This is a genomic window from Mesorhizobium sp. WSM4887, from assembly GCF_029625865.1.
GTDB lineage: Bacteria > Pseudomonadota > Alphaproteobacteria > Rhizobiales > Rhizobiaceae > Mesorhizobium.
In genome coordinates, this window is sequence record NZ_JARTVP010000001.1 from 249,025 (window position 1) to 273,000 (window position 23,976).

28 protein-coding genes and 1 pseudogene are annotated in these 23,976 nt (G+C 63.8%); 15 read left to right on the forward strand and 14 right to left on the reverse strand.

Going from position 1 to position 23,976, the window contains the following annotated elements; all coding sequences use genetic code 11:
- Positions 1-36: 36 nt before the first annotated feature.
- Positions 37-1,104: an aldo/keto reductase gene (locus P9230_RS01190; protein ID WP_067328473.1), complete on the reverse strand. Its 1,068-nt coding sequence runs from the start codon at positions 1,102-1,104 to the stop codon at positions 37-39.
- Between the two features lie 117 nt (positions 1,105-1,221).
- Positions 1,222-1,680 (reverse strand): hypothetical protein, encoded by a 459-nt coding sequence (locus P9230_RS01195; protein WP_095779640.1) that lies wholly within the window; start codon positions 1,678-1,680, stop codon positions 1,222-1,224.
- A 374-nt stretch (positions 1,681-2,054) separates the two neighbouring features.
- On the opposite strand from P9230_RS01195, the gene P9230_RS32400 reads away from it, so the two are divergent.
- The gene (locus tag P9230_RS32400) at positions 2,055-2,219 is read left to right on the forward strand and encodes a DUF1127 domain-containing protein (RefSeq protein WP_082954041.1); all 165 of its coding nucleotides are present in this window, start codon (positions 2,055-2,057) and stop codon (positions 2,217-2,219) included.
- A gap of 51 nt (positions 2,220-2,270) precedes the next feature.
- Here the strand turns inward: P9230_RS32400 and P9230_RS01205 are convergent, their stop codons facing one another.
- A complete protein-coding gene (locus P9230_RS01205) occupies positions 2,271-2,774 on the reverse strand; it encodes a DUF1993 family protein (protein WP_067328353.1) in 504 nt (167 codons plus the stop codon).
- Positions 2,775-2,919: 145 nt separating this feature from the next.
- On the opposite strand from P9230_RS01205, the gene P9230_RS01210 reads away from it, so the two are divergent.
- The gene (locus tag P9230_RS01210; protein ID WP_278117073.1) at positions 2,920-3,969 is read left to right on the forward strand and encodes a DUF1176 domain-containing protein; all 1,050 of its coding nucleotides are present in this window, start codon (positions 2,920-2,922) and stop codon (positions 3,967-3,969) included.
- On the opposite strand, the gene P9230_RS01215 is transcribed toward P9230_RS01210, so the two are convergent.
- From P9230_RS01215 to P9230_RS01240, 6 genes and pseudogenes are all read right to left on the reverse strand, one after another.
- On the reverse strand, positions 3,970-4,860 hold the full coding sequence (locus tag P9230_RS01215) for an alpha/beta fold hydrolase (protein WP_127248025.1): 891 nt from the start codon (positions 4,858-4,860) through the stop codon (positions 3,970-3,972).
- 32 nt (positions 4,861-4,892) lie between these two features.
- Positions 4,893-6,512, reverse strand: coding sequence for a molybdopterin-binding/glycosyltransferase family 2 protein (locus tag P9230_RS01220; protein WP_278117075.1), 1,620 nt, complete (start codon positions 6,510-6,512; stop codon positions 4,893-4,895).
- Positions 6,509-7,213 (reverse strand): XdhC family protein, encoded by a 705-nt coding sequence (locus P9230_RS01225; protein ID WP_127216062.1) that lies wholly within the window; start codon positions 7,211-7,213, stop codon positions 6,509-6,511. The genes P9230_RS01220 and P9230_RS01225 overlap by 4 nt, the downstream gene beginning before the upstream one ends.
- Before the next feature lie 6 nt (positions 7,214-7,219).
- Positions 7,220-7,558 carry an XdhC family protein gene (locus P9230_RS01230; protein ID WP_278117077.1) on the reverse strand — a complete coding sequence of 113 codons (339 nt, stop codon included), beginning with the start codon at positions 7,556-7,558 and terminating at the stop codon, positions 7,220-7,222.
- Positions 7,559-7,627: 69 nt separating this feature from the next.
- Positions 7,628-7,819: pseudogene (locus P9230_RS01235) on the reverse strand (VWA domain-containing protein); the annotation flags it as partial.
- Between the two features lie 3 nt (positions 7,820-7,822).
- Positions 7,823-8,317, reverse strand: coding sequence for a flavin reductase (locus P9230_RS01240; protein WP_067328468.1), 495 nt, complete (start codon positions 8,315-8,317; stop codon positions 7,823-7,825).
- Positions 8,318-8,496: 179 nt separating this feature from the next.
- Between P9230_RS01240 and P9230_RS01245 the strand changes: the two genes are divergently transcribed.
- Entirely contained in the window at positions 8,497-9,561 is a 1,065-nt protein-coding gene (locus tag P9230_RS01245; protein WP_278117079.1) for a branched-chain amino acid ABC transporter substrate-binding protein, read from the forward strand.
- Positions 9,561-10,577, forward strand: coding sequence for a P1 family peptidase (locus P9230_RS01250; protein WP_278117081.1), 1,017 nt, complete (start codon positions 9,561-9,563; stop codon positions 10,575-10,577). Before P9230_RS01245 ends, P9230_RS01250 begins: the two co-directional genes overlap by 1 nt.
- A gap of 15 nt (positions 10,578-10,592) precedes the next feature.
- Here the strand turns inward: P9230_RS01250 and P9230_RS01255 are convergent, their stop codons facing one another.
- Positions 10,593-10,850 (reverse strand): DUF2171 domain-containing protein, encoded by a 258-nt coding sequence (locus P9230_RS01255; RefSeq protein WP_095800838.1) that lies wholly within the window; start codon positions 10,848-10,850, stop codon positions 10,593-10,595.
- Positions 10,851-11,140: 290 nt separating this feature from the next.
- Here P9230_RS01255 and P9230_RS01260 point away from each other — a divergent pair, with 290 nt between their 5' ends.
- On the forward strand, positions 11,141-11,557 hold the full coding sequence (locus P9230_RS01260; RefSeq protein ID WP_347403954.1) for a hypothetical protein: 417 nt from the start codon (positions 11,141-11,143) through the stop codon (positions 11,555-11,557).
- 60 nt (positions 11,558-11,617) lie between these two features.
- Positions 11,618-12,925 (forward strand): adenylosuccinate lyase, encoded by a 1,308-nt coding sequence (purB, locus tag P9230_RS01265; RefSeq protein WP_278117083.1) that lies wholly within the window; start codon positions 11,618-11,620, stop codon positions 12,923-12,925.
- A gap of 36 nt (positions 12,926-12,961) precedes the next feature.
- Here the strand turns inward: purB and P9230_RS01270 are convergent, their stop codons facing one another.
- On the reverse strand, positions 12,962-13,774 hold the full coding sequence (locus tag P9230_RS01270; RefSeq protein WP_095780610.1) for a VOC family protein: 813 nt from the start codon (positions 13,772-13,774) through the stop codon (positions 12,962-12,964).
- A 198-nt stretch (positions 13,775-13,972) separates the two neighbouring features.
- On the opposite strand from P9230_RS01270, the gene P9230_RS01275 reads away from it, so the two are divergent.
- Complete coding sequence (locus tag P9230_RS01275) at positions 13,973-14,530, forward strand: alpha/beta hydrolase (protein ID WP_067328331.1); 558 nt, start codon at positions 13,973-13,975, stop codon at positions 14,528-14,530.
- Between the two features lie 6 nt (positions 14,531-14,536).
- On the opposite strand, the gene P9230_RS01280 is transcribed toward P9230_RS01275, so the two are convergent.
- Both P9230_RS01280 and P9230_RS01285 read right to left on the reverse strand, forming a co-directional pair.
- Complete coding sequence (locus tag P9230_RS01280) at positions 14,537-15,310, reverse strand: HpcH/HpaI aldolase/citrate lyase family protein (RefSeq protein WP_095800840.1); 774 nt, start codon at positions 15,308-15,310, stop codon at positions 14,537-14,539.
- A gap of 100 nt (positions 15,311-15,410) precedes the next feature.
- Positions 15,411-15,731: a DUF1476 domain-containing protein gene (locus P9230_RS01285; RefSeq protein ID WP_066995175.1), complete on the reverse strand. Its 321-nt coding sequence runs from the start codon at positions 15,729-15,731 to the stop codon at positions 15,411-15,413.
- Positions 15,732-16,006: 275 nt separating this feature from the next.
- Here P9230_RS01285 and purC point away from each other — a divergent pair, with 275 nt between their 5' ends.
- The 5 genes from purC to P9230_RS01310 all read left to right on the forward strand — a co-directional run bounded on the left by purC (position 16,007) and on the right by P9230_RS01310 (position 19,081).
- Positions 16,007-16,801: a phosphoribosylaminoimidazolesuccinocarboxamide synthase gene (gene purC, locus P9230_RS01290; RefSeq protein ID WP_278117085.1), complete on the forward strand. Its 795-nt coding sequence runs from the start codon at positions 16,007-16,009 to the stop codon at positions 16,799-16,801.
- A 67-nt stretch (positions 16,802-16,868) separates the two neighbouring features.
- The gene (purS, locus tag P9230_RS01295; protein WP_066995172.1) at positions 16,869-17,108 is read left to right on the forward strand and encodes a phosphoribosylformylglycinamidine synthase subunit PurS; all 240 of its coding nucleotides are present in this window, start codon (positions 16,869-16,871) and stop codon (positions 17,106-17,108) included.
- 290 nt (positions 17,109-17,398) lie between these two features.
- Positions 17,399-17,950, forward strand: coding sequence for an RNA 2'-phosphotransferase (locus P9230_RS01300; RefSeq protein ID WP_127248032.1), 552 nt, complete (start codon positions 17,399-17,401; stop codon positions 17,948-17,950).
- Positions 17,947-18,615, forward strand: a complete 669-nt coding sequence (gene purQ / locus P9230_RS01305; protein ID WP_067328327.1) for a phosphoribosylformylglycinamidine synthase subunit PurQ — start codon at positions 17,947-17,949, stop codon at positions 18,613-18,615. The genes P9230_RS01300 and purQ overlap by 4 nt, the downstream gene beginning before the upstream one ends.
- A 55-nt stretch (positions 18,616-18,670) precedes the next feature.
- Positions 18,671-19,081, forward strand: a complete 411-nt coding sequence (locus tag P9230_RS01310; protein ID WP_127248034.1) for a hypothetical protein — start codon at positions 18,671-18,673, stop codon at positions 19,079-19,081.
- A gap of 157 nt (positions 19,082-19,238) precedes the next feature.
- On the opposite strand, the gene P9230_RS01315 is transcribed toward P9230_RS01310, so the two are convergent.
- A complete protein-coding gene (locus tag P9230_RS01315; protein WP_127248047.1) occupies positions 19,239-19,481 on the reverse strand; it encodes a DUF1127 domain-containing protein in 243 nt (80 codons plus the stop codon).
- A gap of 94 nt (positions 19,482-19,575) precedes the next feature.
- Between P9230_RS01315 and P9230_RS01320 the strand changes: the two genes are divergently transcribed.
- From P9230_RS01320 to P9230_RS01330, 3 genes are all read left to right on the forward strand, one after another.
- Positions 19,576-20,985: a PLP-dependent aminotransferase family protein gene (locus P9230_RS01320; RefSeq protein WP_278117089.1), complete on the forward strand. Its 1,410-nt coding sequence runs from the start codon at positions 19,576-19,578 to the stop codon at positions 20,983-20,985.
- Between the two features lie 153 nt (positions 20,986-21,138).
- A complete protein-coding gene (gene purL, locus P9230_RS01325) occupies positions 21,139-23,370 on the forward strand; it encodes a phosphoribosylformylglycinamidine synthase subunit PurL (protein ID WP_278117091.1) in 2,232 nt (743 codons plus the stop codon).
- Positions 23,367-23,891 (forward strand): hypothetical protein, encoded by a 525-nt coding sequence (locus P9230_RS01330; RefSeq protein ID WP_278117093.1) that lies wholly within the window; start codon positions 23,367-23,369, stop codon positions 23,889-23,891. Before purL ends, P9230_RS01330 begins: the two co-directional genes overlap by 4 nt.
- Positions 23,892-23,976 lie beyond the last annotated feature (85 nt).

Genomic DNA, 23,976 nt, shown 5'->3' on the forward strand with positions numbered 1-23,976 from the left:
CGCCTCCATCCCTTCGTCCTTCTCAATGATTTCCAGTCACGGGCAAGGGTTGCCGACGCGCTGGTGGATGGCATCGACCGCCTTCTGCATCTCCTCCGTCCAGCGGACCTCGACCGAAGACAGCGCCATGTCGAGCTGCGCGACGCTGGTGGCGCCGACGATATTCGCGGTCACAAAAGGCCGGCTCGTCACATAGGCGTTGGCGAAGAGCGCCGGCTCCATGCCGAAAGAGCGCGCCAGCTCGCTGTATTGGAGCAGCACTTCCGCCGCATTCGGCGTCTCGTAGCGCTGGCCGCGATTGAAGAGCTGCGTGCGAGAGCCTTGCGGCCGCGCGCCGTGATCATATTTGCCGGTGAGGTAGCCCTGCGCCAGCGGAGAATAAGGTAGAAACGCGATCTCTTCGCGTTGGCAGACTTCGGCCAGGTTCACCTCGAAGGTGCGGTTGACGAGATTGTAGGCGTTCTGCAGCGAGGCGACGCGCGGGCCGACGCCCTTGTCGGACTCGGCCAGGAAACGCATGACGCCCCACGAGCTTTCGTTCGACAGGCCTAAATGGCGGATTTTTCCCGCCTTCACCAGTTCCTCGAAGACAGCTAGCGTCTCGGCGATCGGCGTCTCGTCCGCCGGCGCTCCGACAGCATCGGCCCGCCGCGCTACCGCCCCGACCCGCGTCGGGTTCGAACCCCAGGGAATGTCCCGGTCCGGCCAATGAATCTGGTAGAGATCGATGTAATCGGTGCGGAGCTTGGCGAGCGACTTCTCGACCGCATCGAAAATGTCGGCGCGCACAAGCTTCGATGGCCGGCCGCCGCGAAACCAGGCGTTGGCCGTGCGGCCGACCACTTTCGAGGCGATGATGACCTTGTCGCGGTTGCCCCTGGTCTTCATCCAACTGCCGATGATCCTCTCGGTCCACCCTTGCGTCTCGGCTTTGGGCGGGATCGGGTAAAGCTCGGCGGTGTCGATGAAATTCACGCCGCGCGAGAAGGCCAGATCCATCTGGGCATGGCCTTCGGCCTCTGTGTTCTGCTGGCCCCAGGTCATCGAACCGAGGCAGATTTGCGAAACAAGGAGGTCTGTCCGACCGAGGCGGCGTTTTTGCATGAAATGTCTCCGGCGGGAGGTGGCGCGCGGCTGCGCGGGGAGGAATTCAAGCATAAGGCATAGGCCGGATTTTCTCCAAGCCGGTCCTGGCGACTTTTGCGTGAATTCGGAAACCGGTTAGCGTCGTGCCGCGGCCAGCGCGCGCCGCTTGGCCTCGTCGATCAGCATGTTGGCCACTTGCATGCGGATCATGGCGCGCTGACGCAGATGCGGGGCGACACGGTCCGGATGGTTGGCGAAGGCGAAGTTGCGTCGAATGCGCCCGAAATCGGTATCCTTCGCAGGGCGATCGAGGCCGAGCTCGCCGGCAATCGATTCAGGGTCGATCGGCGCCAGCTCTTCCTCAGGGCGATGCTCTTCCTCAGCGAGAGCCAGCTTGGCCTGGTCGAGAAGCGCGGCGAACTCGGCGGCAAGGTCGGCGCCCGCTTCGCGGTACTCGGCGGCGACGCTTTCGCCGGCGACCTTGATGCGGCCGGAGTGAAGCTCGTCCGCCACCGACAGATAGTCGAATGGAATCGAGGGCCGGGCGCCCCCGTCTTCGCCCTTCTCGGAAGCGATGATGAGGTCGTCGAGCAACGAAGCGAAATCCAGCTTGTTCCCGGTCCCGATCTCAGCCTCCTCCTGTCGCAACGGCGTTCATTGTTGCCGTCGACCATAGATCGCTGTCGTTAAAAATGAATGCCGACGACATTAACGATTGTGTTGCAGCCGCAGACGCCGGCCGGAAAGATCAAAGCCGCGCTGCATTTGATACCGACCGGCAGGTCGCCAGAGTGGCGAGGAAAAAGCCCACCCGCCAGGACCGTGCCGTTTCCGCAAAAGTTTCAGAAGAGAAGCGATTTTGGCGGAAAAAATTCACCAGGCATGGCTGCCATGCGCTTGCTGCACTGCACAATTGTAACAAATCCCCTATATTCTCGGCGTGTGGAGGACAAACAAGGGGCTGGAATATGGGGTTCTTCACCGAAATGTTCGCGCGGCCGCGGCCGCAGGAACAACAGCGTTACCGATCGGCGCTCGCGCTGCTGAACGCGATGAGCAACGCCGACCGCGCCGATATCGGCATCAAGCCGGCCGACTTTCCGCGTATCGCCCGCGAGATGTCGATACGCTGATTCAACGATGAAAAAGAGGGTTCTCGGCCGCGCCGGGAAACCTCTCCGTGTTCAGCGTCCCAGGAAAATCGACTTGCCCAGCGGCACGCCATTGTGCCGCAGGATGTCGTATGCCGTGGTGATGTGGAAGTAGAAGTTCGGCATGGCTGCGTCGAGCAGATATTGCAGTCCGGCCATCGAGACCTCGCGTCCGGCAAGCCTCAATTCGATCGTCCGCTCCTCCGACCCGTCCAGATCGGCGGCCGAGAATGTCGCCAGATGATCGAGCGTCTTGGCGATTCGGGCGTGCAGCTCTGCGAAACTGGACTCGTTGTCCTCGTATTTCGGCACTTCGCGGCCGGCGAGCCGCGACGGCGCGCCCTTGGCATGATCGGTGGCGATCTGCACCTGCCGGGTCAGCGCGAACATGTCGGGCGCCAGCCTCGCGCTCAGAAACACCTGCGGGTCAATCTTGCGATCGGCGGCGTTCTGTTCGGCCAGTGACAGCACGCTGGCCAGCGCCTTCAGCCGGGCCGAAAAGACGGCCACGGAAATATCGTACATGGATATGGTCACGTGAGTTATCTCCCCAGGCGGCGTCAGCGCCGCGGGCCGTGAGCTAGCGCTTCCCGGCTCGATTCTTCAAGCAGCCCGTGCGCCCCCGTCACCGCCTCGCCGCAATCGCGGTGGTAGTATTTTCGTTATCGAGCGGAGATTCCCGATGAGACCTGCCCTTATCGCAGCGACTGCCTTGTTCTCCCTTGCGGCCATCGGCCGGTCGGCGCTTGCAGCCGAAGCTCCTTATATCGACGACCGGTCCAGTGCCGAGGCCGTTGTCCGCTCGCTCTACAGCGCGATCAACCGGCATGAATTCGCCCGCGCCTGGGGTTATTTCGGCGACACCAAGCCGGCAAAAGATTTCGACGCCTTCGTTAAAGGCTACGACAGCACCGACACGGTCGAGGTCAAGACCGGCGCGGTATCGGACGAAGGTGCTGCCGGTAGCATCTACTACAGCGTCCCTGTCGCCATCCAGGCCACCGACAAGAAGGGCGAAGCCAAGATCTTTGCCGGCTGCTACACGCTTCGCCAGGTCAACGCGCAGATCCAGGAACCGCCGTTCCAGCCGATCTTTATCGACAAGGGCGCCCTGAAGCCGTCGACTTCGGATTTCCAGGATGCCGTGCCGACAAGCTGCGGCGACGGCCCGCCGCCGCCCAAGAAGGACGAGGCGCTGGAACAGGCCAGGAAGGCGTTCCTCGCCGCCTATGGCGAGCAGTGCGACAAGGAGAACCCGGAAGGCAAGCCGGCCGGCGAGCCGGACGCCTACTCGATCCATTACGAGGACAAGGACGCCGGAGCCGACGAGCCGGAGCGCGAGACGCGGCTCTTCCGCTTCTTCTGCTCGATGGCCGCCTACAATGAAAGCGCGGTCTATTACATCTATGACGACGTGTCCGGCGTCCGGCAGTTGCAGTTCGCCGCGCCGGAACTCGACATCCGTTACGAGAACAACAACAGCGAAGGCAAGGTCGAGGGCATCCACATCATCGGCTTCCTGACCGACGACCAGCTGGTCAATTCCGAATATGACGACAAGACCCAGACGATCACCTCGATGAACAAATGGCGCGGCGTCGGCGACGCTTCATCGACCGGCACCTATCTGTTCCGCCACGGCAATTTCTCGCTGGTGCAGTATGATGTCGATGCGTCCTACGACGGCGAGATCAATCCCGAGACCGTCCTGGACTACAACACGCCGCCTTGATCAGGGCGCTTTCGTCAGCATCCAGTTCAGTGTGCCGCGCCAATCGACCATGCGGATCGGCGTCCCATGCGTGCCGGTCTCGAACCGCACGAAGCGGGCCGGATAGGTCTTCGATTTGGCGAGAATCGAGCGGAAGAAGGCTTCCTGCTTCTCAACCTGGAAAACCACGTCACGGCTGCCCTGGCCGAAGAACACCGGCACGCGGCGCTTGAACGCCGGGCTGGTCAAGAAGCTTTCGTCCCAGAGCGAGCCGAGCAGCAGGAGCCCACTGACGCGGGCGCCAATATCCTTGCGGTCGGCCAGCTTCCAGCAGAGAATGCCGCCCATCGAGCCGCAGGCGACGAAGATTTTCGCGCCGGGCGATGTCTCTGCATAGTGGTCGATCAAAGCCGCGACTTGGGCGGCGCCCTTGTCGCCGAAATCGGGAAAGTCCGGCGAAAGATAAAGACCGCCATTTTCGGCCATCAGATTCTTCAGGCGGTTGAAATTGCCGCCAAAGGTGAAGTCGTCGACGCCCTGCTTGCGGCTGCCGCCCTGCCCGTGCAGGTAAAGGACGATGATGGCGGCACCTTGCGTCTTGCCGACTGCGACATGCCGGACATCGCCGACATCGGTCTTCAGCATCAAGTCCTGCTGCATCTTGCGCACGCCGGGGTCGATATATTGGGCATGCACACGCCTTTCAGGCACCTCGTCGCGCTGATTGATGTCGCGCATCTCGCGATAGTCGAGCACCGTATAGGCACCGTTGTCGCCGCTCGACAGCGTCGCCGGGTAAGCGAAAAGCTCGTCCTTGAAGGGTTTCAGCGACAACGTCTGGCCCTCGGCGGCAGAGAGCGAAAAAGCTGTTGCGGCGAGCAAAGTGAGGAAAGTTCGGCAGCGCAAAGACATTCCGAAGCCATGCGAAATTCGGCTTCGGTTTGTCAATCCTGCAGCACGCCGCCCGCGCCTTCCATCGCCTCGCGCGTATCGACGTCGATCGAAGCGCCCTGCCCGATTTCGACATCGATGACGTCGAGCCCTTCGGCCTCGACCAGATGGCGCGCGCCTGTATCGCCTTCGAGCTGCGCGACGGCGGCAAAGAGCGACCGCGGCAGCAGCACCGGGTTGCCGCGTTTGCCGTGATGCGCCGCGCGCACCACCGCGCGGCCCCCGGATCGGCGGAACGCATCGATCAGGCTATCGAGATCCTTAGACGAGATACCAGGCATGTCGCCGAGCACGATGATGGCGCCGGCCGCGTCGGGCGCGACCCGCGCGATGCCCGCCTTAAGCGACGAGGCCAACCCGTCGGCGAAGTCCGGATTGTGGGCAAGCGTGATATCGAGACCTGAGAGCGCCGAGCGCACCCGCTCGCGCTGATGGCCGGTGACGACGATGGCGTTGGCCGCCTTCGATCCCAGCGCCCGCTCGGCGGTGCGCCGCACCAGCGGCTTGCCGTCGAACAGCGCCAGCAGTTTGTTCGGCCCGCCCATGCGGCTGGAGCGCCCGGCGGCGAGAAGCACGATGTCGACCCTCGGCTCCGCTTTTGCCGACCGCGACGGCAGCGGCTCGCGCGGCTGCGGCCTGGACGGGATTTCCATCAACAGGCCTCCGACGCCCATGCCGGCAATGTCGCCCGCCGTCACGTCAAGCCCGGCGATCAGCCGGTCCAGCACCCAGTCGAAACCGTTTTCCTTCGGGCTGCGGGCACAGCCGGGCGCGCCGATGACGCGCTTGCCGTCGAGCGTTCCGAGCACCAGCAGATTGCCGGGATCGACCGGCATGCCGGCTCGAATGACTTTGCCGCCCGCCTTCTCGATCGCGGCAGGGATGACATCGGCGAAATCGGCCAGCGCCGAGGCGCCGAAGATCACCACCATGTCGTTGTCGCGCGCCAGCGCGCTTGCTGCTTCCGCAACAAGCGTCACGTCATGCGGCGTGCGCCGCTCCGCAGTCAGCCGGCCGCCGGAGCGCGCCAGCCGCGCCTCGGTGACCCGCAGCGTCTTGTCGAGCACGCTCGGCTTCAAGCCGGGCAGCGTCGTCTGGATGACGCCGACGTTGACCGGGCGATAGGCGTTGACGGCGAAGATTTCGCCGCCGGCGCAAATCTTGGCCACCGCATCGACCAGGCTCGCAGCGACGGCAAACGGAATGATCTTCACCGTCGCCACCATCTGGCCCGCCTCGACAGGCGCGTGCTGCGCCAGGGTGGCGATGGTGATCGCCGGGTCGATGGCATTGATGGCGTCGATCATCTGGGCGTCGACGGTGAAGACGCCTGCAGTTTCGGCATGCAAGTTCACGCGTCCCGTTGCAGCGGGCTTCGTCTCGACGTTGCGATGGGACATGTTCAACGCGATCTTTTCGGCCGCGGCATCCTCGCCGAGGTCATCGGAAGAGAGAACGGCCACGACGACTTCGCTGATGCCGGCCGCCTTCAGCGCAGCAACGTCCTCGCCGTTCAGCCGATGCGCCTTGCGGAACCGCCGCTCGCCGGCAGTGGTCGCATGCGCCAGCACCGCGCCTTCGGCCTCATCGATCGCGATCGGGCCGAACTTCACGCCACCGCGCCTTTGCTTTCCAGGCCGCGCGAGCGGAAGGCGTGGATGGTCTGTGCCAGCACCGCGACGGCGATCTCGGCCGGGCTCGCGGCGCCGATGTCCAGCCCGATCGGTGCATGGATGCGGGCGATCTGGTCGGCGCTGGCGCCGAGCGCCAGCAGACGCTCGACCCGCTTGGCGTGAGTCTTCCTGCTGCCAAGCGCCCCAACATAGAAGCACCTGGCGTCGAGCGCCGCCTTCAGCGCGAAATCGTCGATCTTGGGATCGTGAGTGACGGCGGCAAGCGCGGTGTAGCTGTCGAGCGGCTGGCGCTTCAGCACATCTTCCGGCCATTCGGCATGCAGCGCCACATCGTGGAAGCGCTCCGGCGTGGCGAAGGCGGTGCGCGGATCGATGATCTCGACCGGATAGCCGGCGATTCTGGCCATCGGCGCCAGCGCCTGGCTGATATGCACCGCTCCGACCACCACCAGGCGCGGGCGCGGCAGATGCGCATTGAGAAAGAAAGTCCGCCCTTCCGCTTCCACCGATCGAGAGATGCCGGTGCGGAACGCACTGGCGATCGCCGCGCCGAGCTCGCCCGCGACGCGGTCGCCTTCACGCACGATGCGGTCGCGGCCGTCACCGAGGTCGGTGACCAGCACCGCGGCGCGCCTGGCGCGGCGCTCTTCGTTCAATGTTTTGAGAACATACGGATCCATCCGCAGTCAACCCAGCCGCTCGACATAGACCTTGATGCGGCCGCCGCAGGACAGCCCCACCTGCCAGGCGGTTTCGTCGGCGACGCCGAACTCCAGCATCCTCGGCTTGCCCGAGCCGATCACGTCGATCGCCTCGGTTACCACCGCGCCCTCGACACAGCCGCCGGAAACCGAACCGTGGAAATTCCCTTCGGCGTCGATAACCAGATGGCTGCCGGCCGGGCGCGGCGCCGAACCCCAGGTTCCGACCACGGTCGCGATGGCGACATTCTTACCGTTCTTCATCCAGCCTTCCGCGATGATCAGGGGATCGCGGAGCTCATCGAGATAAATGCTCTCGTCCATCGTCGCTTCTCACAAAGTCTGTTTTCTCGGGGAACGTCCCAGAGGAATATATCGCTGCGAAACATATGGCTACGCGGCCCGCCTGTCGCCAGTTCGCAGCCAGCGCCGCAGGTCCACAGCTGCGGCCGGCCGCTGGGCGAGCGGGGCGCAAGGATCGGCCAGCGAGTCCGACATTGTGCACGGCGCGGAACTCGTCGACACGCGGCAGCATCGCCTTCACGCCACGGGGGCGCGCCTCGAACCATCAAAGCGCAAGAGCGGTTTTCACAGAACGTGGTAGTCGCGGTTGTGGTAGATCAGCGGCCGCAAATTATCGCCGATGCGCAGGCCTGTCACCTTGCCAAAAAGCACACGGTGGGTGGCCAAATCCTTGGTATCGATGATCTGACAATCGAAGACGGCGAGCGCGCCTTTCAGCGTCGGCGCGCCGGTCGAGATCACGTCCCATTCGCCGAGCGCGAAGCGCTCCTCGGACGGCAGGCCGGTGATGCCGGAAAAGCCGACCGACAGCGCCTCCTGGTCCGAGGCGAGTGTGTTCAGCGCGAAATTGCCGTTCCGGATGAAGGCTTCGTTCTTGGGATTTTCGCGGTTGAGGCAGACAAGCACGGCGGGCGGCGTATCCGAGACCGAGCAGGCGGCAATCACCGTTGCGCCCCGTCTCCCGGCCGGGCCGTCCGTGGTCACCACATGCACATGGCCGGCAAAATGCGCCATCGCATCGCGATAGGCTTGCGGCCCGATGTCATTAATCTTCAGCACCCGATGATCCACCTGCCAAAACGGAAGCTCGTTATATATGGCTGCATATTGTATGACACAAGCGAAGTGCTTGAGCGCAATCCTGAATTCGCGCGTTGCACCGGGATTAGGCAGCCTTTAGGTCTTTGCTGGAATAGTGCCGGAACAATACTCCCGGCACGGAGGACCTCTTCGCCCGAATGCGCCTTCTCACGACGACTTTAGCCGCGCTGCTTTGGCTGGGCGCGAGCGTCCATGCCGAGACGCTGGTTGGCGTCGCCGCACCGCTGTCCGGGCCGTCGGCGATCCTCGGCAAGCAGATCGAGGCGGGGACCGCGCTGGCGGCGGACGCCGAAGGCGTCGCGGTCCGAACCGTTGACGACGCCTGCACGGCCGACGGCGGTGCAGCGGCTGCCAGGCAGTTCGTGGATGCCAAGGTCAACATCGTTGTCGGTTTTCTGTGCACCGAGGCGATCGAGGCGGCGCTGCCGATCCTGAAGGATGCCAACATTCCGGTCATCGCGATCGGCGTGCGCACCGAGAGTCTGACCGACCGCCGCGCCAAGACCGGCTGGCCGGTCTACCGGCTTGGGCCGCGCGGCGACGACGAACGCAATGCGGTGGCCACGATCCTCACTCGGCTCTGGCAGAACGAATTGTTCGCCGTTATCGATGACGGCACCATCTATGGCCGAGAGATCGCAGAGACTTTCCGCGCGGCCGCCGAGCAGGCGGCGCTGAAACCGGTCTTCGTCGACACGTTCCGGCCGCAGCTCGACAACCAGATCGGGCTGATCGGCCGCCTGAAAAAAGCGGGGGCTACGAAAGTGTTTGCCGGCGGCGACGGCGACGACATCGCCATCATGGGGCGCGACGCTGCCTCGCTCAATGCCGGCATCACCTTCGCCGGCGGCGAGACGCTGCGCACGCCACCCGGCGATGTGCCCTATGCGGCCGGCACACTGATGATCGCGCTGCCGGAGTGGGCAGAAGTCGCGGACCCCAAGGTCGTGCAGGCCTTTGGCGAAAGGAAGATCGTGACCGACGGCTACACGCTGCCGGCTTATGCCGCGGTGGAGGTCGCCAAGGCGGCAGCGGTCGACGCAGAAAGCTCCGGCAAGCCGCTCGCCAAGACGCTGACCGACCATGATTTCGCGACCGTTATCGGGACCGTCCGCTTCGACGAAAAGGGCGATCTCAGCCAAAACCCATTCCGCGCCTTCCGCTTCGACGGCTCCCATTTCGTGCCGCTGGAGGAAAACTGATGTTCCGCACCGGTCCACGCAACCTGATCACCGACGTCGCCGGACTCACCGTCGGCAATGCTGCTGACGCCAGGCTGAAGTCCGGCGTCACGGTAGTGCTTTGCGAGGAGCCGGCGGTGGCCGGAGTCCAGGTGTTGGGTGGCGCACCAGGCACACGTGAGACCGACCTGCTCGAGCCGCAAAACTCGATCGCGACCATTCACGCAGTCGTGCTGTCCGGCGGCTCGGCCTTCGGCCTCGATGCCGCTTCCGGCGTCCAGGCGGCGCTGCGGGAGAAAAACATCGGCGTCGAGGTGGGTGGTTTTCGCGTACCGATCGTGCCGGCCGCGATCCTCTTCGACCTGCGCAATGGCGGCGACAAGGATTGGGGCCGCTATCCGCCCTATCGCGAGCTTGGCTACGAGGCGGCTCAGGCGACAACGACCGATTTCCCGCTCGGTACGGTCGGCGCCGGTACCGGCGCTCTGACTTCCGGTCTGAAGGGCGGGCTGGGTTCGGCCTCGACGATGCTCGACAGCGGCGTCACCATCGGCGCGCTCGCCGCCGTCAACCCGACCGGTTCGGTGACGGTCGGACGCAGCCGCCATTTCTGGGCCGCTCCCTTCGAGATCGGCGATGAATTCGGCGGCTTGGGTTATCCCGACCCGATACCGGAAGACGCCAGGAAGATACTCTTGAAGTACCGCGACAGGCGCGCAGGGGAACCGCCAGAGGGCGCCAGCACGACGATTGCCGTCATTGCCACCGATGCCGTGCTTTCCAAGTCGGCCGCCAAACGGCTGGCGATTTCGGCGCATGACGGATTTGCCCGCGCCATCTGGCCGACGCACACACCGGCCGACGGCGATCTCGTCTTTGCGCTCGCGACCGGCAGGAGCGGCATCGAACTCAGCGCCGATGCAGCGATCGATCTCTATGCCGCAGCGGGGTCTACGATGGCCCGCGCCATCAGCCGCGGCGTCCACGCGGCGACGCCGGCCGACGGCGATCTCTTTCCGGTCTGGTCGTCCCGCTAGAGTTCTGGACGCCGGTCAGGTCGGGTCGGACTTCTCTTCCTCGAACGTCACCGCGACTTCCGAATTCGCCGAGAGCCAGACCTTCTTTCCTTCGATCTCCGCGACCAGAGCCAGCGGAACATAATGGTGGTGGCCTTTGTGCGAGCCCATGCCGCTGTCGGCCTTGGTTAGCTTGATGCGCTGCCCCTCGACCTTGTCGACGGTACCGACATGGACGCCATCGGCGCCGACTACTTCCATATGCTCGCGTATCTTACTAAGATCGACGGTCATGCTGGTCCCTCCGGTGGGTGGCCGCGCGTCCCTGTCGGCCGCCCACAATAACAAACGGCCGCCGGATTGGATGCATCGAGCGGCATGTCTTGTTCACCATGGCGTGATAGCCATGATGCCAATGAGACATGGAGCATTGCCAACACCACGCAAGGCGAACCGCTTTTCGCCGCGGAACGTGGCCCAGTGACCGTAACGTCGCTGCAGCCGGCCTTCTTGCGTATGCGCCTGGCAAACCGCCTGCGCGACGCTCTGCCCTCGGCAAGCACGGCAATTGTCGGCGCCCTGCTGTGGGGGCTTGCGATGGCGGCGAGCATTTTCTCAATCTGTATTATTGGGAGACGCCGGACAGCGCCCGCTTCGTCGTGCTGCTTTATGCGCTCGGCGGCGCGCTTGCTTTTTCGGTCGGGCTGACGTTCGCCGCACTGGTATCGCGCGGCCGCCACTGGGAAACCGCGCTCGCCGCAGCTTTCGTATGCCTGCTTGGCGCGACGCTCGCTTTCACCGGCGGGCTGTTTGCCCTGCAATACCGTTCTTACTACGCCGAGTGGCACGCACCGGCCTTCACGCGGACCTGGGCGTCTGAGTTCGTGTTCACGGTCCTCGCGCTCTACCAGTTCGTCGTCCTGGGCATCCGGCTCTATTTTCCGTTCGGCCTTGCCGTACTTGCCGCCGCCAGCATCTGGTTTGCACGCCGGCGGCGTTGAGCATTGAGCCGGCCTCTGTTAGGACGCGGCCAAAGCTTCTGCCAGCAGGACTCAGAAACCATGATCCCTCGCTATTCCCGGCCGGAAATGGTCGCCATCTGGTCGCCCGAAACCCGGTTCCGCATCTGGTTCGAAATCGAGGCTTATGCCTGCGATGCGCTGGCCGAGCTCGGCGTCATCCCGAAGGAAGCCGCGAAGACGATTTGGGAGAAGGGCGGCGCGGCCAAATTCGACGTTGGCAAAATTGACGAGATCGAGCGCGTCACCAAGCATGACGTGATTGCATTCCTGACCCATCTCGCCGAATTCGTCGGACCGGACGCCCGCTTCATTCACCAGGGCATGACCTCGTCGGACGTTCTCGACACGTGTCTTGCGGTGCAATTGACACGCGCCAGCGACATCCTGCTTGCCGACATTGACGCGCTGCTTGTGGCCCTGAAGCGCCGCGCCTTCGAGCACAAGGATACCATCACCATCGGCCGCAGCCACGGTATCCACGCCGAGCCGACCACCTTCGGCGTCAAGCTGGCGCTGGCCTATGCCGAATTTTCGCGTTGCCGCGAGCGGTTGCTGCACGCGCGCGAAGACATCGCCACCTGCGCCATCTCGGGCGCGGTCGGCACCTTCGCCAACATCGATCCCTATGTCGAAGAGCATGTGGCGAAGAAACTCGGCCTGAAGCCGGAACCGGTCTCGACTCAGGTCATCCCGCGAGACCGCCATGCGATGTTCTTCGCTACGCTCGGCGTGATCGCCTCGTCGGTCGAGCGCCTGGCCGTCGAGATCCGGCATCTGCAGCGCACCGAGGTGCTGGAAGCGGAAGAATATTTCTCGCCGGGACAAAAGGGCTCGTCGGCGATGCCGCACAAGCGCAACCCGGTGTTGACCGAGAATCTCACCGGCCTTGCCCGCATGGTCCGCTCCTACGCCATGCCGGCCATGGAGGATGTGGCGCTGTGGCACGAGCGCGATATCTCGCACTCCTCGGTGGAGCGCATGATCGGACCGGACGCGACGGTGACGCTCGACTTCGCCTTGGCACGCCTGACCGGTGTCGTCGATAAGCTGCTCGTTTACCCCGAGAACATGGAGAAGAACCTCAACAAGTTCCGCGGCCTGGTGCATTCGCAGCGCGTGCTGCTGGCGTTGACCCAGGCTGGCGTGTCACGCGAGGATGCCTATCGCCTGGTGCAGCGCAACGCCATGAAGGTATGGGAGCAAGGTGCTGATTTCCTTGAGGAACTGCTTGCCGACAAGGACGTGACAGCGGCACTGCCCGAGGCCGAGATCCGCGAGAAGTTCGACCTCGGCTATCACACCAAGCATGTCGACACGATCTTCAAGCGGGTGTTTGGACAGGCCTGAGTCCGGGGGAAGGCCCGCTAGCGTGGCGCAGCCTAATCAGGCCTTGCCAGGCACCGTCCTGATCACCGTGCCCCAGGGATCTTCACGCGTCGTCTCGGCCTTCACGTTATCCGAGCGCATTTCGACCCAGGCGAGGCCCGAGCGGGAGGGATCGCGGCGGCCGGCGCCGGCGCTGCGCCAGGAATTGGCACCGATATGGTGGTGGTAGTGGCCGGAGGACAGGAACACCGCCTGACCGCCATATTTGGCGACCGTGTCGAAGCCGAATTCGTCATGCCACCACGCTTCGGCGTCTTCCGGACGCCCGACGCGCAGGTGGACATGGCCGACAATGGTGTTTTCCGGCGCTCCCTGCCAGCCGGCGTCACCGACGGGCACGCTGGCGACGACCGCGGGGAGATTCAGCCGCTCGGTCGACATTGCGATCTTGTCGCCGTTCCATTTCCAATCCTGCGGACGGCGATCGGCGTAGATCTCGATGCCGTTGCCTTCAGGGTCGGTGAGGTAGAGCGCCTCGCTGACCAGATGGTCCGAGGCGCCTTCGATGCCGATCCGGTTGGCGGCGGCATGGCTGATCCACCGGCCGAGATCGGCGCGCGATGGCAGCAGGAACGCAGTATGGAACAGGCCGGCGCTGCGCGGGTCGTCAGGCTTGGCCGAGGCATCCTGCTCCAGCACCAGCAGCGGGCGGCCCGCGGCGCCGAGGGTGATCGCGCCATCGGCGCGGCTCAACTCCTGCAGGCCGACGACGGCGCGATAATAGGCGGCAAGGTTTTCGGCATCGCGCGCCTTCAACCCGACACGCGCGACGCTGACCGGGGTGGTCGCGGCAAAAGGCAGTTCGCTCATCACACTCTCCGTTCAGGCGCCGATCTCACGATGGGCAGTCGCTCCGACGTTTATTAGTCATTCCTGTTCCCTCTCCAGATCGTTCATCACCATCGTTCACACAAGGTTGAAAGAATCGAACACGTTGTTCACCTTTGTGATGCCACTGCATTCCACCGGCCGGTTGCATCAGACAGGGGCGCTCGCTACATCGGCGCCATGAAAGTCAAGGACGCCGATATCCTCATCATACCCGGCTACACCAACTCCGGTCCCGAGCATTGGCAGACCCGCTGGCAGTCGAAATTGTCGACGGCACGCAGGGTCGAACAGGCCGAGTGGACGAAACCCGTGCGCGAGGACTGGACGGCAAGTGTAGCGAAAGCTGTCAACGAGGCCGAGCGGCCGGTGGTCATCGTCGCGCATTCGCTGGGTGTGGCGGCGGCGGTGCAGGCGATCCCGCAATTCCAGAAGCCGGTCGCGGGCGCCTTCTTCGTGGCGCCCCCTGATGTCGCCAATCCGGAGATCAGGCCGAGGCACCTGATGACCTTCGGGCCCTATTCGCGCGATCCCCTGCCCTTTCCGTCGATCGTGATCGCCAGCCGCAACGACCCGTTCTGCGCCTTTGAGGTTGCCGAGGACATCGCCGCCGCCTGGGGTTCGCTGTTCATCGACGCCGGCGACGCCGGCCATCTCAACCAGGACGCGGGCTTCGGCCCCTGGCCGGAGGGATCGATGACCTTCGCCAAGTTCCTCACGGAACTGAAGGAGCCTTGAAACGCCTCAGGCGCCGATCGAATCCCGCATGCTCTTGAGCAGCGTCCTGGCTCCGAGCGAGATCAGCGTGTGGTCAGAACCCATGGCGAGCAGCCGATAGCCCATCGACACGACGCGGCCGGCAATGGCCGGCTCGATGACATAGATCGCGGCGTGCTTGCCTGCCTTGCGCGTCCGCTCGGCGATCGAGGCGACCGTCTCCATCATGCTTTCCAGCGTCGAATTGACGGTGGTGCCCTTCGACCAAGCGATCGAGAAATCCGACGGCCCGACGAAGATGCCATCGATGCCGGGCGTCTCGAGGATGCCGTCCAGCGCCTCGAACGCCGCACGCGTCTCGACCATGGCAAAGGCCATGGTGCGCTGGTTCGAGTCGCGCAGCCACTCGGCATGGTCGCCCTTCCCATGGCGCGGGAAGGCATAGGTCGGGCCCCAAGAACGCTCGCCCATCGGCGGATACTTCATCGCTGCGGCGAACTGCCTGGCGTCGTCCACGGAATTGACCATCGGCGCGATCACCGCCTCTGCGCCGAAATCGAGCGCCCGGCTCGCCATGTCGAAGCGCCCGACCGGGATGCGCACCAGCGCCGGCTTGTTGGCGGCAAGCACCGGCACCAGGCCGCGCAGAACGCTGTCCTCGTGGTGGCCGCCATGCTGCATGTCGAGGGTAACGGCATCAAAGCCCTGCTTGGCGATGATCTCTACCGTCAGCGCGTCCGGCACGCCGGACCAGGCGGTGAACAGCGTTTCGTCGGCGGCCAGGCGGGACTTGAGCGACATCGGAACTTCCTTGGTAACGATCCGCAGTCTCAGCCGGAAACGGCGGCAAGGCTAAGAAAACCGCCCGGCTGAGCCGGGCGGTCGATTGGTCCAACGATTTTTACGTGTTCTTGACCTGCTCGATCGCCTGCGCCATCAGCTCGTCCATGGTGCGGCGGATCTGATGGTCGGACTGGTTGACGCCCGCGGCGTCGAAGTCCTCGCGGATTTTGCGGAAGACGTCATGGTCGCCAGCCTCCTCGATGTCGGAGACGACTACCGCTTTGGCATAGGCCTCGGCATCGGCTCCGCTCTTGCCCAGCTTTTCGGCGGCCCACAGGCCGAGCGCTCTGTTGCGGCGCGCCGAGGCTTTGAAGCGGAGCTCCTCGTCGAAGACGAATTTGCGCTCGAAGCCCTCTTCGCGGTCTTTCATGCTGCTCATGCGTCCCTCCGATCAAATCGATTCGCTTGGCTATGAATATGTGTGCTTACCCAGCACAAACCAAAAGGTCGCGGGCCGGTCAATATGCAACGTCCCATGCTGCGCTGCGGCATTTCGGTTCCGAAAGCGGTTGATCGGCTGGATTTGCCGATTGAGCAAACATTACGATTGCTATAGACACCGGCATTGAACGCACCCGTCGCCACAACTAATTTAGGCAGACGGACAGGAACTGGTCGCTTGCCGCCTGCCCACCAATCCAGAGAAAAAATCAGATGAAAAATCGCCGCCGCATTTACGAAGGCAAGGCCAAGATCCTCTATGAAGGACCTGAGCCCGGGACGCTGATCCAGTTCTTCAAGGATGACGCCACCGCCTTCAACAAGAAGAAACATGAGGTGGTCGACGGCAAGGGCGTGCTCAACAACCGCATCTCCGAGCACATTTTCAATCACCTCAATCGTATGGGCATCCCGACCCATTTCATCCGCCGGCTGAACATGCGCGAGCAGCTGATCAAGGAAGTCGAGATCATCCCGCTCGAGGTGGTGGTGCGCAACGTCGCCGCCGGCTCGCTGGCAAAGCGCCTGGGCATCGAGGAAGGCACGGTTCTGCCGCGCTCGATCATCGAATTCTACTACAAGGCCGATGCGCTGGACGACCCGATGGTGTCGGAAGAGCACATCACCGCCTTCGGCTGGGCCAGCCCGCAGGAGATCGATGACATCATGGCGCTGGCTATCCGCGTCAATGACTTCCTCTCCGGCCTGTTCCTGGGCGTCGGCATCCAGCTTGTCGACTTCAAGATCGAGTGCGGCCGCCTGTTCGAGGGCGACTTGATGCGCATCGTTGTCGCCGACGAGATCTCGCCGGATTCCTGCCGGCTGTGGGACGTCGCCACTCAGGACAAGCTCGACAAGGACCGCTTTCGCCGCGACATGGGCGGGCTGGTCGAGGCCTACCAGGAAGTGGCCCGCCGCCTCGGCATCATGAACGAGAACGAGCCGCCGCGCCCGACAGGCCCGGTGCTCGTTGCCTCTTCCGAGCCCTCGAAGAGCACGAAGCACTGACTTCCAGCGCGGGCCTGCCGGAAACGGCGTGCCCGCCCTCCGCACTACCGATCACTCAGGAGTATCGATGAAAGCCCGCGTCACCGTCACCCTCAAGAACGGAGTTCTCGACCCGCAGGGCAAGGCGATCGAGCACGCGCTCTCAGGACTGGGCTTCGACGGCGTCGGCCAGGTGCGGCAGGGCAAGGTCTTCGACATCGAGCTCACCGGAACCGACAAAGCCAAGGCCGAAGCCGACCTCAAGGCGATGTGCGACAAGCTTCTGGCGAACACGGTGATTGAGAATTATAGTGTGGCTATTACCTGAAGTTGTGCCGGAGGCATTATGCCGGAAGCCACGAATGAGCTGATGTTCGGGCTCTTGAAGTGTGTGCACCATGAACTGGTGAGCTTCGCCAGGATGTCTCCGAGACGAAGCGCGAGTTGAATGTGATACGGGGTCATTTGGTGGCTACGCAAAGCGACATCCATAATATTTATGGGATTTTGGCGCGCCAGGATGATCGGCTCGATCGTATAGAAAAGCTTGGAACTTCGCGAACTCGCCGAAGCTCAAAGGCCTTTTGAACTTTGGTGGCATGTGGGACTATCTTCAGCATGCCGAACGATATCCAAATCTCGAAGTTCATGAGCCTCGTTCTGCGGCATGCGCCGCAGGAGGCAGGGCTCGCCCTCGATGACAGCGGCTGGGCCGATCTCGCCGCGCTCTGCGCGGTCATTGCGCAGAAGTTCGGCGCCTCGGCGGCCGATGTCGAGCGCATCGTTACGGAAAATCCGAAGAAGCGGTTCGCAATCGACGGTAATCGCATTCGCGCCGTCCAGGGTCACAGCGTCGACATCGATCTCGGACTTGCGCCCAGCGCTCCGCCCGCGCTGCTCTATCATGGCACCAAGGAAGAGTATCTTCGCGCGATCCTGCGCGAAGGCCTGACCAGCCAATCGCGCCAGCATGTGCATCTATCGAAGGATATCGGAACGGCCCGGATCGTGGCGCGCCGCCGCAAGGGAAAGGATGCTATCCTGCGCATCGACTCGGCAGCCATGACTGGGGATGGAATGACTTTCTTTTTATCCGACAATGGCGTCTGGTTGACCAATCACGTCCCACCCCGGTATCTGCATCAGATCAGCGAACGGGAACTGCAATGAAATCAGCCGTCGTACTCCTCCCCGGTCTCAACCGTGACCGCGACATGATCGCGGCTCTGACCAAGATTTCCGGTCAGGCGCCGGCGACCGTCTGGCAGACCGATACCGAAATCCCGGATGTCGACCTGATCGCCATTCCCGGCGGCTTTTCCTTCGGCGACTATCTGCGCTGCGGGGCGATCGCCGCGCGCATGCCGGTGATGCGGGCAGTGGCCGAAAAGGCGGCCAAGGGTGTCATGGTCATCGGCGTCTGCAACGGCTTCCAGATCCTGGTCGAGGCGGGGCTGCTCCCCGGCGCCCTGATGCGCAACGCCTCGCTGAAATTCGTCTGCCGACACGTGAAGCTCGAGATCGCTAACGCGAACACGATGTTCACCCGCGGCTATCAGCCCGGCCAGATCATTCGCTCACCGGTCGCGCATCACGACGGCAACTATTTCGCCGACGCCGAAACGCTGGCCCGCCTCGAAGGCGAAGGCCAGGTGGTGTTCCGCTATGCCGAAGGCACCAATCCCAACGGCTCGATCAACGACATCGCCGGCATCGTCAGCGAGAAGGGCAATGTGCTCGGTCTGATGCCGCACCCGGAGAACCTGATCGAGGCGGCACACGGCGGCAGCGACGGCCGGGCGCTGTTCGAAGGCGCGCTTGGCATCGCCGCTTGATCCTTTCAGACGATTCCTTCAGACCATTCTTTCAGACGAACGGGGCGGCCTGACCATGAGACTGACGATTACTCGCCTTGCTCTCCTGGCCGCCGCCGGATTTGCGCTCGCCTCTTGCCAGTCCGGCTCGAAGACCACGCCGCCCTCCTCTGGCAAGAGCGCTTCCCTGCTTGCCATGGAGCAGGTCGCCATCGCCGCTCACAAGTGCTGGATCGCCAGCAAGGACCCGGCCTTCAGGCCCTATCAGATGGCCAACGAGCTCAACTCCTACAGCGGCACGCCGCGCTTCCTGCTGGTGCCCGCCAAGCACTATGGCGGCAAGCCGCTGCTGGTCGTGCAAGCACAAGGCAATTCCCGCAAAGTGGACGTGTTCGGGCCGTTGATGGCCGAACCGCTGGGCGCGCGCATAGGCTCCGACATCGCGCGCTGGCAGGCCGGCAATTCATCCTGCGCCGCTGCCGCGTGACTCGGCCGTAGCCCACTTCCTGCAAATGCAGGATTGACGGTCGGCTTTTCGCGCTCGTCAATCAACATACCATCGAAGCTCTGTTCGCGGTCGGTGTATGCCCAAACCGCGCAGCGATTTGACATGCATCGCAACAATCAAGGGCGTCGCGACGCGCTTAGTCCCAGAACGGCCTGATACCTTCGCGATGGGCGTCGCAGCGCGAAATGCCGATGTCCTTGAGCTGCTCGTCGGTCATCTCCAAGAGCGCAAGGCGTCCGCGACGGCGTTCCAGCATTCGGTCGATTTGCCTGGCGATGGCACGAAGCACGAATACGACCCGGTCAACGAACCCGCGGCGCCCCGACGGGCGGCCGTGCAACCCGGCGCTGTCATAACGGAATGTATCAATTGTATTCATCTTGCGATCAACCAATTCTATCAATTGTACTCTAGTTACCTGCGTTCTCATATCGATTGACTCGTCTCGCGATGCAATATAAAAAATTGTCACCATGACAAATTGGCTCCCAGACCTCGCTTCCGGTTCCGGCCCTCTCTATCAGCGCCTTGCTGACAGCATTGAGTCAGATATCGACAAGGGCGTCATCGATGCGGGTGCAAAACTGCCGCCGCAGCGCGACCTCGCCTACGACATTGGCACTACGGTCGGCACGGTCGGCCGGGCCTATCAGTTGCTGCGCGAGCGCGGGCTGGTTAGTGGGGAGGTCGGGCGCGGCACCTATGTGCTCGCGCAACGCGCGGAGAGCCCCAAGCCCGAGCTGCAGCCCGCCGCGCTCGGAACGCGGCTCATCGATGCGCCGAGCGGCAAGCTGCGCTTCGACAGCACCGCCGCCCCCGATGTCGGACAAGGCGCATTGATTGCCGAACTGCTGGCGCGGACGGCGGAGGAGCACCCCCACGACATTTCAAGCTATACCAGGGATTTCCCGGATCGCTGGTTCGAGGCCGGCGGCCTTTGGCTCAAGCGCAATTCCTTTCACCCCTCGCCCGATTCGATCGTGCCGACGCTTGGCACCCATGCGGCGGTGATGGCGGCGATCGCGGCGCTCACCACGCCTGGCGACACGATCGTCTTCGAGCATCTCACCTATTCGCAGATCTCGCGCAGCGCCGGTCTGATCGGGCGCCGTACCGCGCTGGTCTCGGCGGGCGATGAAGGTCTCGATCCCGACGATTTCGAACGCGTCTGCGCGCAGAAACACCCGAAGATGATGTTCGTGATGCCGACGGCGAAGAACCCGACGCTGGTTACGCTGTCGGCGGAGCGGCGCCAGGCGATCGCGCGTATAGCGCGCGAGTACAATGTCGTCCTGATCGAGGATGATCTTTATGGCGAATTGACCGACGATCCGACGCCACTGCTCGCCGAATACGCCCCTGAGCGCACGATCGTAGCCGGCGGCCTGTCGAAGTCGGTCGCGGCCGGCGTGCGCGGCGGCTGGCTGTCCTGCCCGCCCGCCTACCGCCACCGCATCCGCGTGGCGCACAAGATGATGACCGGCGGGCTGCCCTTTCTGCTGGCGGAGGTCGGAACAAGGCTGGTGATGTCGGGCCAGGCCAGCGATATCCGCAAGCGCTGCATTGCCGAGATCCAAGCTCGTCTCCATGTCGTGCGCGAGACGCTGGCTGGCTTTGACTTCAAGGCGCGGGACAATGTGCCCTTCGTCTGGCTCACCTTGCCGGATCCTTGGCTCTCAGGCACCTTCAAGAATGCCTGCCTGGCGCAGGGCTTGCTCATCGACGACGAGGACGAGTTCAAGGCCGGTCGTTCCGAGCAAGTCTTCCACGGCGTCCGCTTCGGTGTTTCGCAACCCCGGCAAAGTAAGGACGTCGCCGGTGGCGTCGCGGTCATCCGCCGCCTGCTCGACGAGGGCCGCGCCGGCTACGACAGTTTTTCCTGACCAGTCCTTTCCCAAGCGCCTCGCGCTACCGGCCGGTGCCGGCGCAGCGGTTTTGCGGCGTTTTCGTCGTGCTTTGGGGGTGTATCGCTCGAAAGCTTGCGATAAGAGGAGACTCAGAAAAGCCCCCTCTCCCACGGACACCAATCGCCGCTCATGACCATATCCAATTCCGTGCCGATCACCCCCGAGCTCGTCGCCGCGCATGGGCTGAAGCCCGACGAATACCAGCGCATCCTCGATCTGGTTGGCCGCGAGCCGAGCTTCACCGAGCTCGGCATCTTCTCGGCGATGTGGAACGAGCACTGCTCCTACAAGTCTTCCAAGAAATGGCTGCGCACGCTGCCCACCAGCGGCCCGCGGGTTATCCAGGGGCCGGGCGAGAATGCCGGCGTGGTCGACATTGGCGACGGCGACTGCGTCGTCTTCAAGATGGAGAGCCACAACCACCCCTCCTATATCGAGCCCTATCAGGGAGCCGCGACCGGCGTCGGCGGCATCCTGCGCGATGTCTTCACCATGGGCGCGCGACCGGTTGCGGCGATGAACGCATTGCGCTTCGGCGCGCCTGACCATCCCAAGACCCGGCACCTGGTTGCTGGAGTCGTTTCCGGTGTCGGCGGCTACGGCAATTCGTTCGGCGTGCCGACCGTCGGCGGCGAGGTCAATTTCGACGCCCGCTACAACGGCAACATCTTGGTCAACGCCTTCGCGGCCGGCCTCGCCAAAACCAACGCCATCTTTCTGTCGCAGGCCAAGGGCGTCGGCCTGCCGGTCGTCTATCTCGGCGCCAAGACCGGGCGCGACGGCGTCGGCGGCGCCACCATGGCCTCGGCCGAGTTCGACGACAAGATCGAGGAGAAGCGGCCGACCGTACAGGTTGGCGACCCCTTCACCGAAAAGTGCCTGCTGGAGGCCTGCCTCGAGCTGATGGCGTCGGGCGCGGTCATCGCCATCCAGGACATGGGCGCCGCCGGCCTGACCTGCTCGGCGGTCGAGATGGGCGCCAAGGGCGATCTCGGCATCGAGCTCGACCTCGACAAGGTGCCGGTGCGCGAGGAGCGCATGAGCGCCTACGAGATGATGCTGTCGGAAAGCCAGGAGCGCATGTTGATGGTGCTGCGCCCCGAGAAAGAGGAGGAAGCCGAGGCGATCTTCCGCAAATGGGGCCTCGACTTCGCCATCGTCGGCAAGACCACCGACGACCTGCGCTTCCGCGTGCTGCACCATGGCGACGAGGTCGCCAACCTGCCGATCAAGGAACTGGGCGACCAGGCGCCGGAATATGATCGCCCCTGGGTCGAAACGAAGAAGCCGGCGTCGCTTGCAGCGAACGACGCGCCCAAGGCCGACGTCGCCGACGCGTTGCTTACGATGCTGGGCGGACCGGACCTCTCTTCGCGCCGCTGGGTGTGGGAGCAGTACGACACGCTGATCCAGGGCAATTCGCTGCAGCTCCCAGGCGGCGATGCCGGCGTGGTGCGCGTCGAAGGCCATCCAACCAAGGCGCTCGCCTTCTCTTCCGACGTCACGCCGCGCTATTGCGAGGCCGACCCGTATGAGGGCGGCAAGCAGGCCGTCGCCGAATGCTGGCGCAACCTGACGGCAACGGGCGCCCTGCCGCTTGCCGCCACCGACAATCTTAATTTCGGCAATCCGGAGCGGCCGGAGATCATGGGCCAGTTTGTCGGAGCGGTTAAGGGTATCGGCGACGCCTGTCGCGCGCTCGGCTTCCCGATCGTCTCCGGCAATGTCTCGCTCTACAACGAAACCAATGGCCGCGGCATCCTGCCGACGCCGACCATCGGCGGCGTCGGGCTGATCGCCGATTGGTCGAAGATGGCCCGCGTCGGCTTTGCCGCCGAGGGCCAGATGATCGTGCTGGTCGGCGCGCCGCCGACATGGGGCAGCCATCTCGGCCAGTCCGTCTATATGCGCGACATCCACGGCCGCGCCGACGGTTCGCCGCCGCCCGTCGACCTCGAACATGAAAAGCGCGTCGGCGACCACGTGCGCGCGCTGATCGCTTCCGGCATCGTGACTGCCGCGCACGATGTCTCCGACGGCGGCCTTGCCGTGGCGCTGGCCGAAATGGCGATGGCATCCGGCATCGGCGCCACCATTCCCGGTCTCACCGGCACCGATCCGATCCCGGTCTGGTTCGGCGAGGACCAAGGCCGTTATCTCCTGACCTTGTCGATCGACCCGCAAAGCGGCGAATGGGACAGGATCCGCGCGGAGCAGGGCAAGCTCGGCATCTTCGCGCCGTGGATCGGCACGACCGGTGGCGACACGCTGAAGCTCGGCGAGGCGCGTGCCGTTCCGGTCAGCGAATTGACCGCCGCCCATGAGGGCTGGTTCCCGCGCTTCATGGATCAGGCCATTTGACCAGGCTGGCGGTCCGGGCGCTGCTTGCAGCGGTCTTCTGGCCGTCGCTGTTCTTTTTCTGGTTCCTCGGCCAGTTCGTCTTTCTGCTGCTGTCGACGACCTCGAGCGAGGTCTGTCCAAGGCTCGAAACGCGAGCCGAGTTCCTTGCTGCGGCGAACGGCGCAATTCCGTTGCTGGCCGCTCAGGACCTCGTCTACGCCATTCCTGTTTTGTGCCTGGTGCTGTGGCAGCGCCTTTTGCCGGAGCCGGCTCGGGCAAGGCATATCGTCACTTGCGTCAAGCTCTTCGCCATTGCAACCGCCATCGGAGCGCTTTGGGCGTATGGTTCTTCGCTTATGTGCGATGGCTACGGCCGGCCGTTTTTCTCCCCGGTCTGGCAGTGGACGAGCTACTTGCCGATGGTCGGCATCGCGATAAGCGTGCCGCTCTACGTGCTGACCTTCAGCCTCGGTCGCGCCTACTCGACGCGCGAGGATGTGTCCGCCGGCGACGCGGCTCAGCCGGGTCGGAATATCCCGTGAAGCCTCGGTCACGGATGGAACGGCTTCAATCCGGACCGGAAAGGCTCTACGCTTATCCCCGACTCTCATCGCACGGGCTGCGCCC

Excerpts from the sequence above, each read along its gene's own strand:
- P9230_RS01190 (WP_067328473.1), bottom strand. The coding sequence starts at position 1,104 with ATGCAAAAACGCCGCCTCGGTCGGACAGACCTCCTTGTTTCGCAAATC.
- P9230_RS32400 (WP_082954041.1), top strand. The coding sequence starts at position 2,055 with ATGGGGTTCTTCACCGAAATGTTCGCGCGGCCGCGGCCGCAGGAACAA.
- P9230_RS01210 (WP_278117073.1), top strand. The coding sequence starts at position 2,920 with ATGAGACCTGCCCTTATCGCAGCGACTGCCTTGTTCTCCCTTGCGGCC.
- P9230_RS01215 (WP_127248025.1), bottom strand. The coding sequence starts at position 4,860 with ATGTCTTTGCGCTGCCGAACTTTCCTCACTTTGCTCGCCGCAACAGCT.
- P9230_RS01225 (WP_127216062.1), bottom strand. The coding sequence starts at position 7,213 with ATGGATCCGTATGTTCTCAAAACATTGAACGAAGAGCGCCGCGCCAGG.
- P9230_RS01230 (WP_278117077.1), bottom strand. The coding sequence starts at position 7,558 with ATGGACGAGAGCATTTATCTCGATGAGCTCCGCGATCCCCTGATCATC.
- P9230_RS01245 (WP_278117079.1), top strand. The coding sequence starts at position 8,497 with ATGCGCCTTCTCACGACGACTTTAGCCGCGCTGCTTTGGCTGGGCGCG.
- P9230_RS01250 (WP_278117081.1), top strand. The coding sequence starts at position 9,561 with ATGTTCCGCACCGGTCCACGCAACCTGATCACCGACGTCGCCGGACTC.
- P9230_RS01255 (WP_095800838.1), bottom strand. The coding sequence starts at position 10,850 with ATGACCGTCGATCTTAGTAAGATACGCGAGCATATGGAAGTAGTCGGC.
- purB (WP_278117083.1), top strand. The coding sequence starts at position 11,618 with ATGATCCCTCGCTATTCCCGGCCGGAAATGGTCGCCATCTGGTCGCCC.
- P9230_RS01270 (WP_095780610.1), bottom strand. The coding sequence starts at position 13,774 with ATGAGCGAACTGCCTTTTGCCGCGACCACCCCGGTCAGCGTCGCGCGT.
- P9230_RS01275 (WP_067328331.1), top strand. The coding sequence starts at position 13,973 with ATGAAAGTCAAGGACGCCGATATCCTCATCATACCCGGCTACACCAAC.
- P9230_RS01280 (WP_095800840.1), bottom strand. The coding sequence starts at position 15,310 with ATGTCGCTCAAGTCCCGCCTGGCCGCCGACGAAACGCTGTTCACCGCC.
- P9230_RS01285 (WP_066995175.1), bottom strand. The coding sequence starts at position 15,731 with ATGAGCAGCATGAAAGACCGCGAAGAGGGCTTCGAGCGCAAATTCGTC.
- purC (WP_278117085.1), top strand. The coding sequence starts at position 16,007 with ATGAAAAATCGCCGCCGCATTTACGAAGGCAAGGCCAAGATCCTCTAT.
- purS (WP_066995172.1), top strand. The coding sequence starts at position 16,869 with ATGAAAGCCCGCGTCACCGTCACCCTCAAGAACGGAGTTCTCGACCCG.
- P9230_RS01300 (WP_127248032.1), top strand. The coding sequence starts at position 17,399 with ATGCCGAACGATATCCAAATCTCGAAGTTCATGAGCCTCGTTCTGCGG.
- purQ (WP_067328327.1), top strand. The coding sequence starts at position 17,947 with ATGAAATCAGCCGTCGTACTCCTCCCCGGTCTCAACCGTGACCGCGAC.
- P9230_RS01310 (WP_127248034.1), top strand. The coding sequence starts at position 18,671 with ATGAGACTGACGATTACTCGCCTTGCTCTCCTGGCCGCCGCCGGATTT.
- P9230_RS01315 (WP_127248047.1), bottom strand. The coding sequence starts at position 19,481 with ATGAATACAATTGATACATTCCGTTATGACAGCGCCGGGTTGCACGGC.
- P9230_RS01320 (WP_278117089.1), top strand. The coding sequence starts at position 19,576 with ATGACAAATTGGCTCCCAGACCTCGCTTCCGGTTCCGGCCCTCTCTAT.
- purL (WP_278117091.1), top strand. The coding sequence starts at position 21,139 with ATGACCATATCCAATTCCGTGCCGATCACCCCCGAGCTCGTCGCCGCG.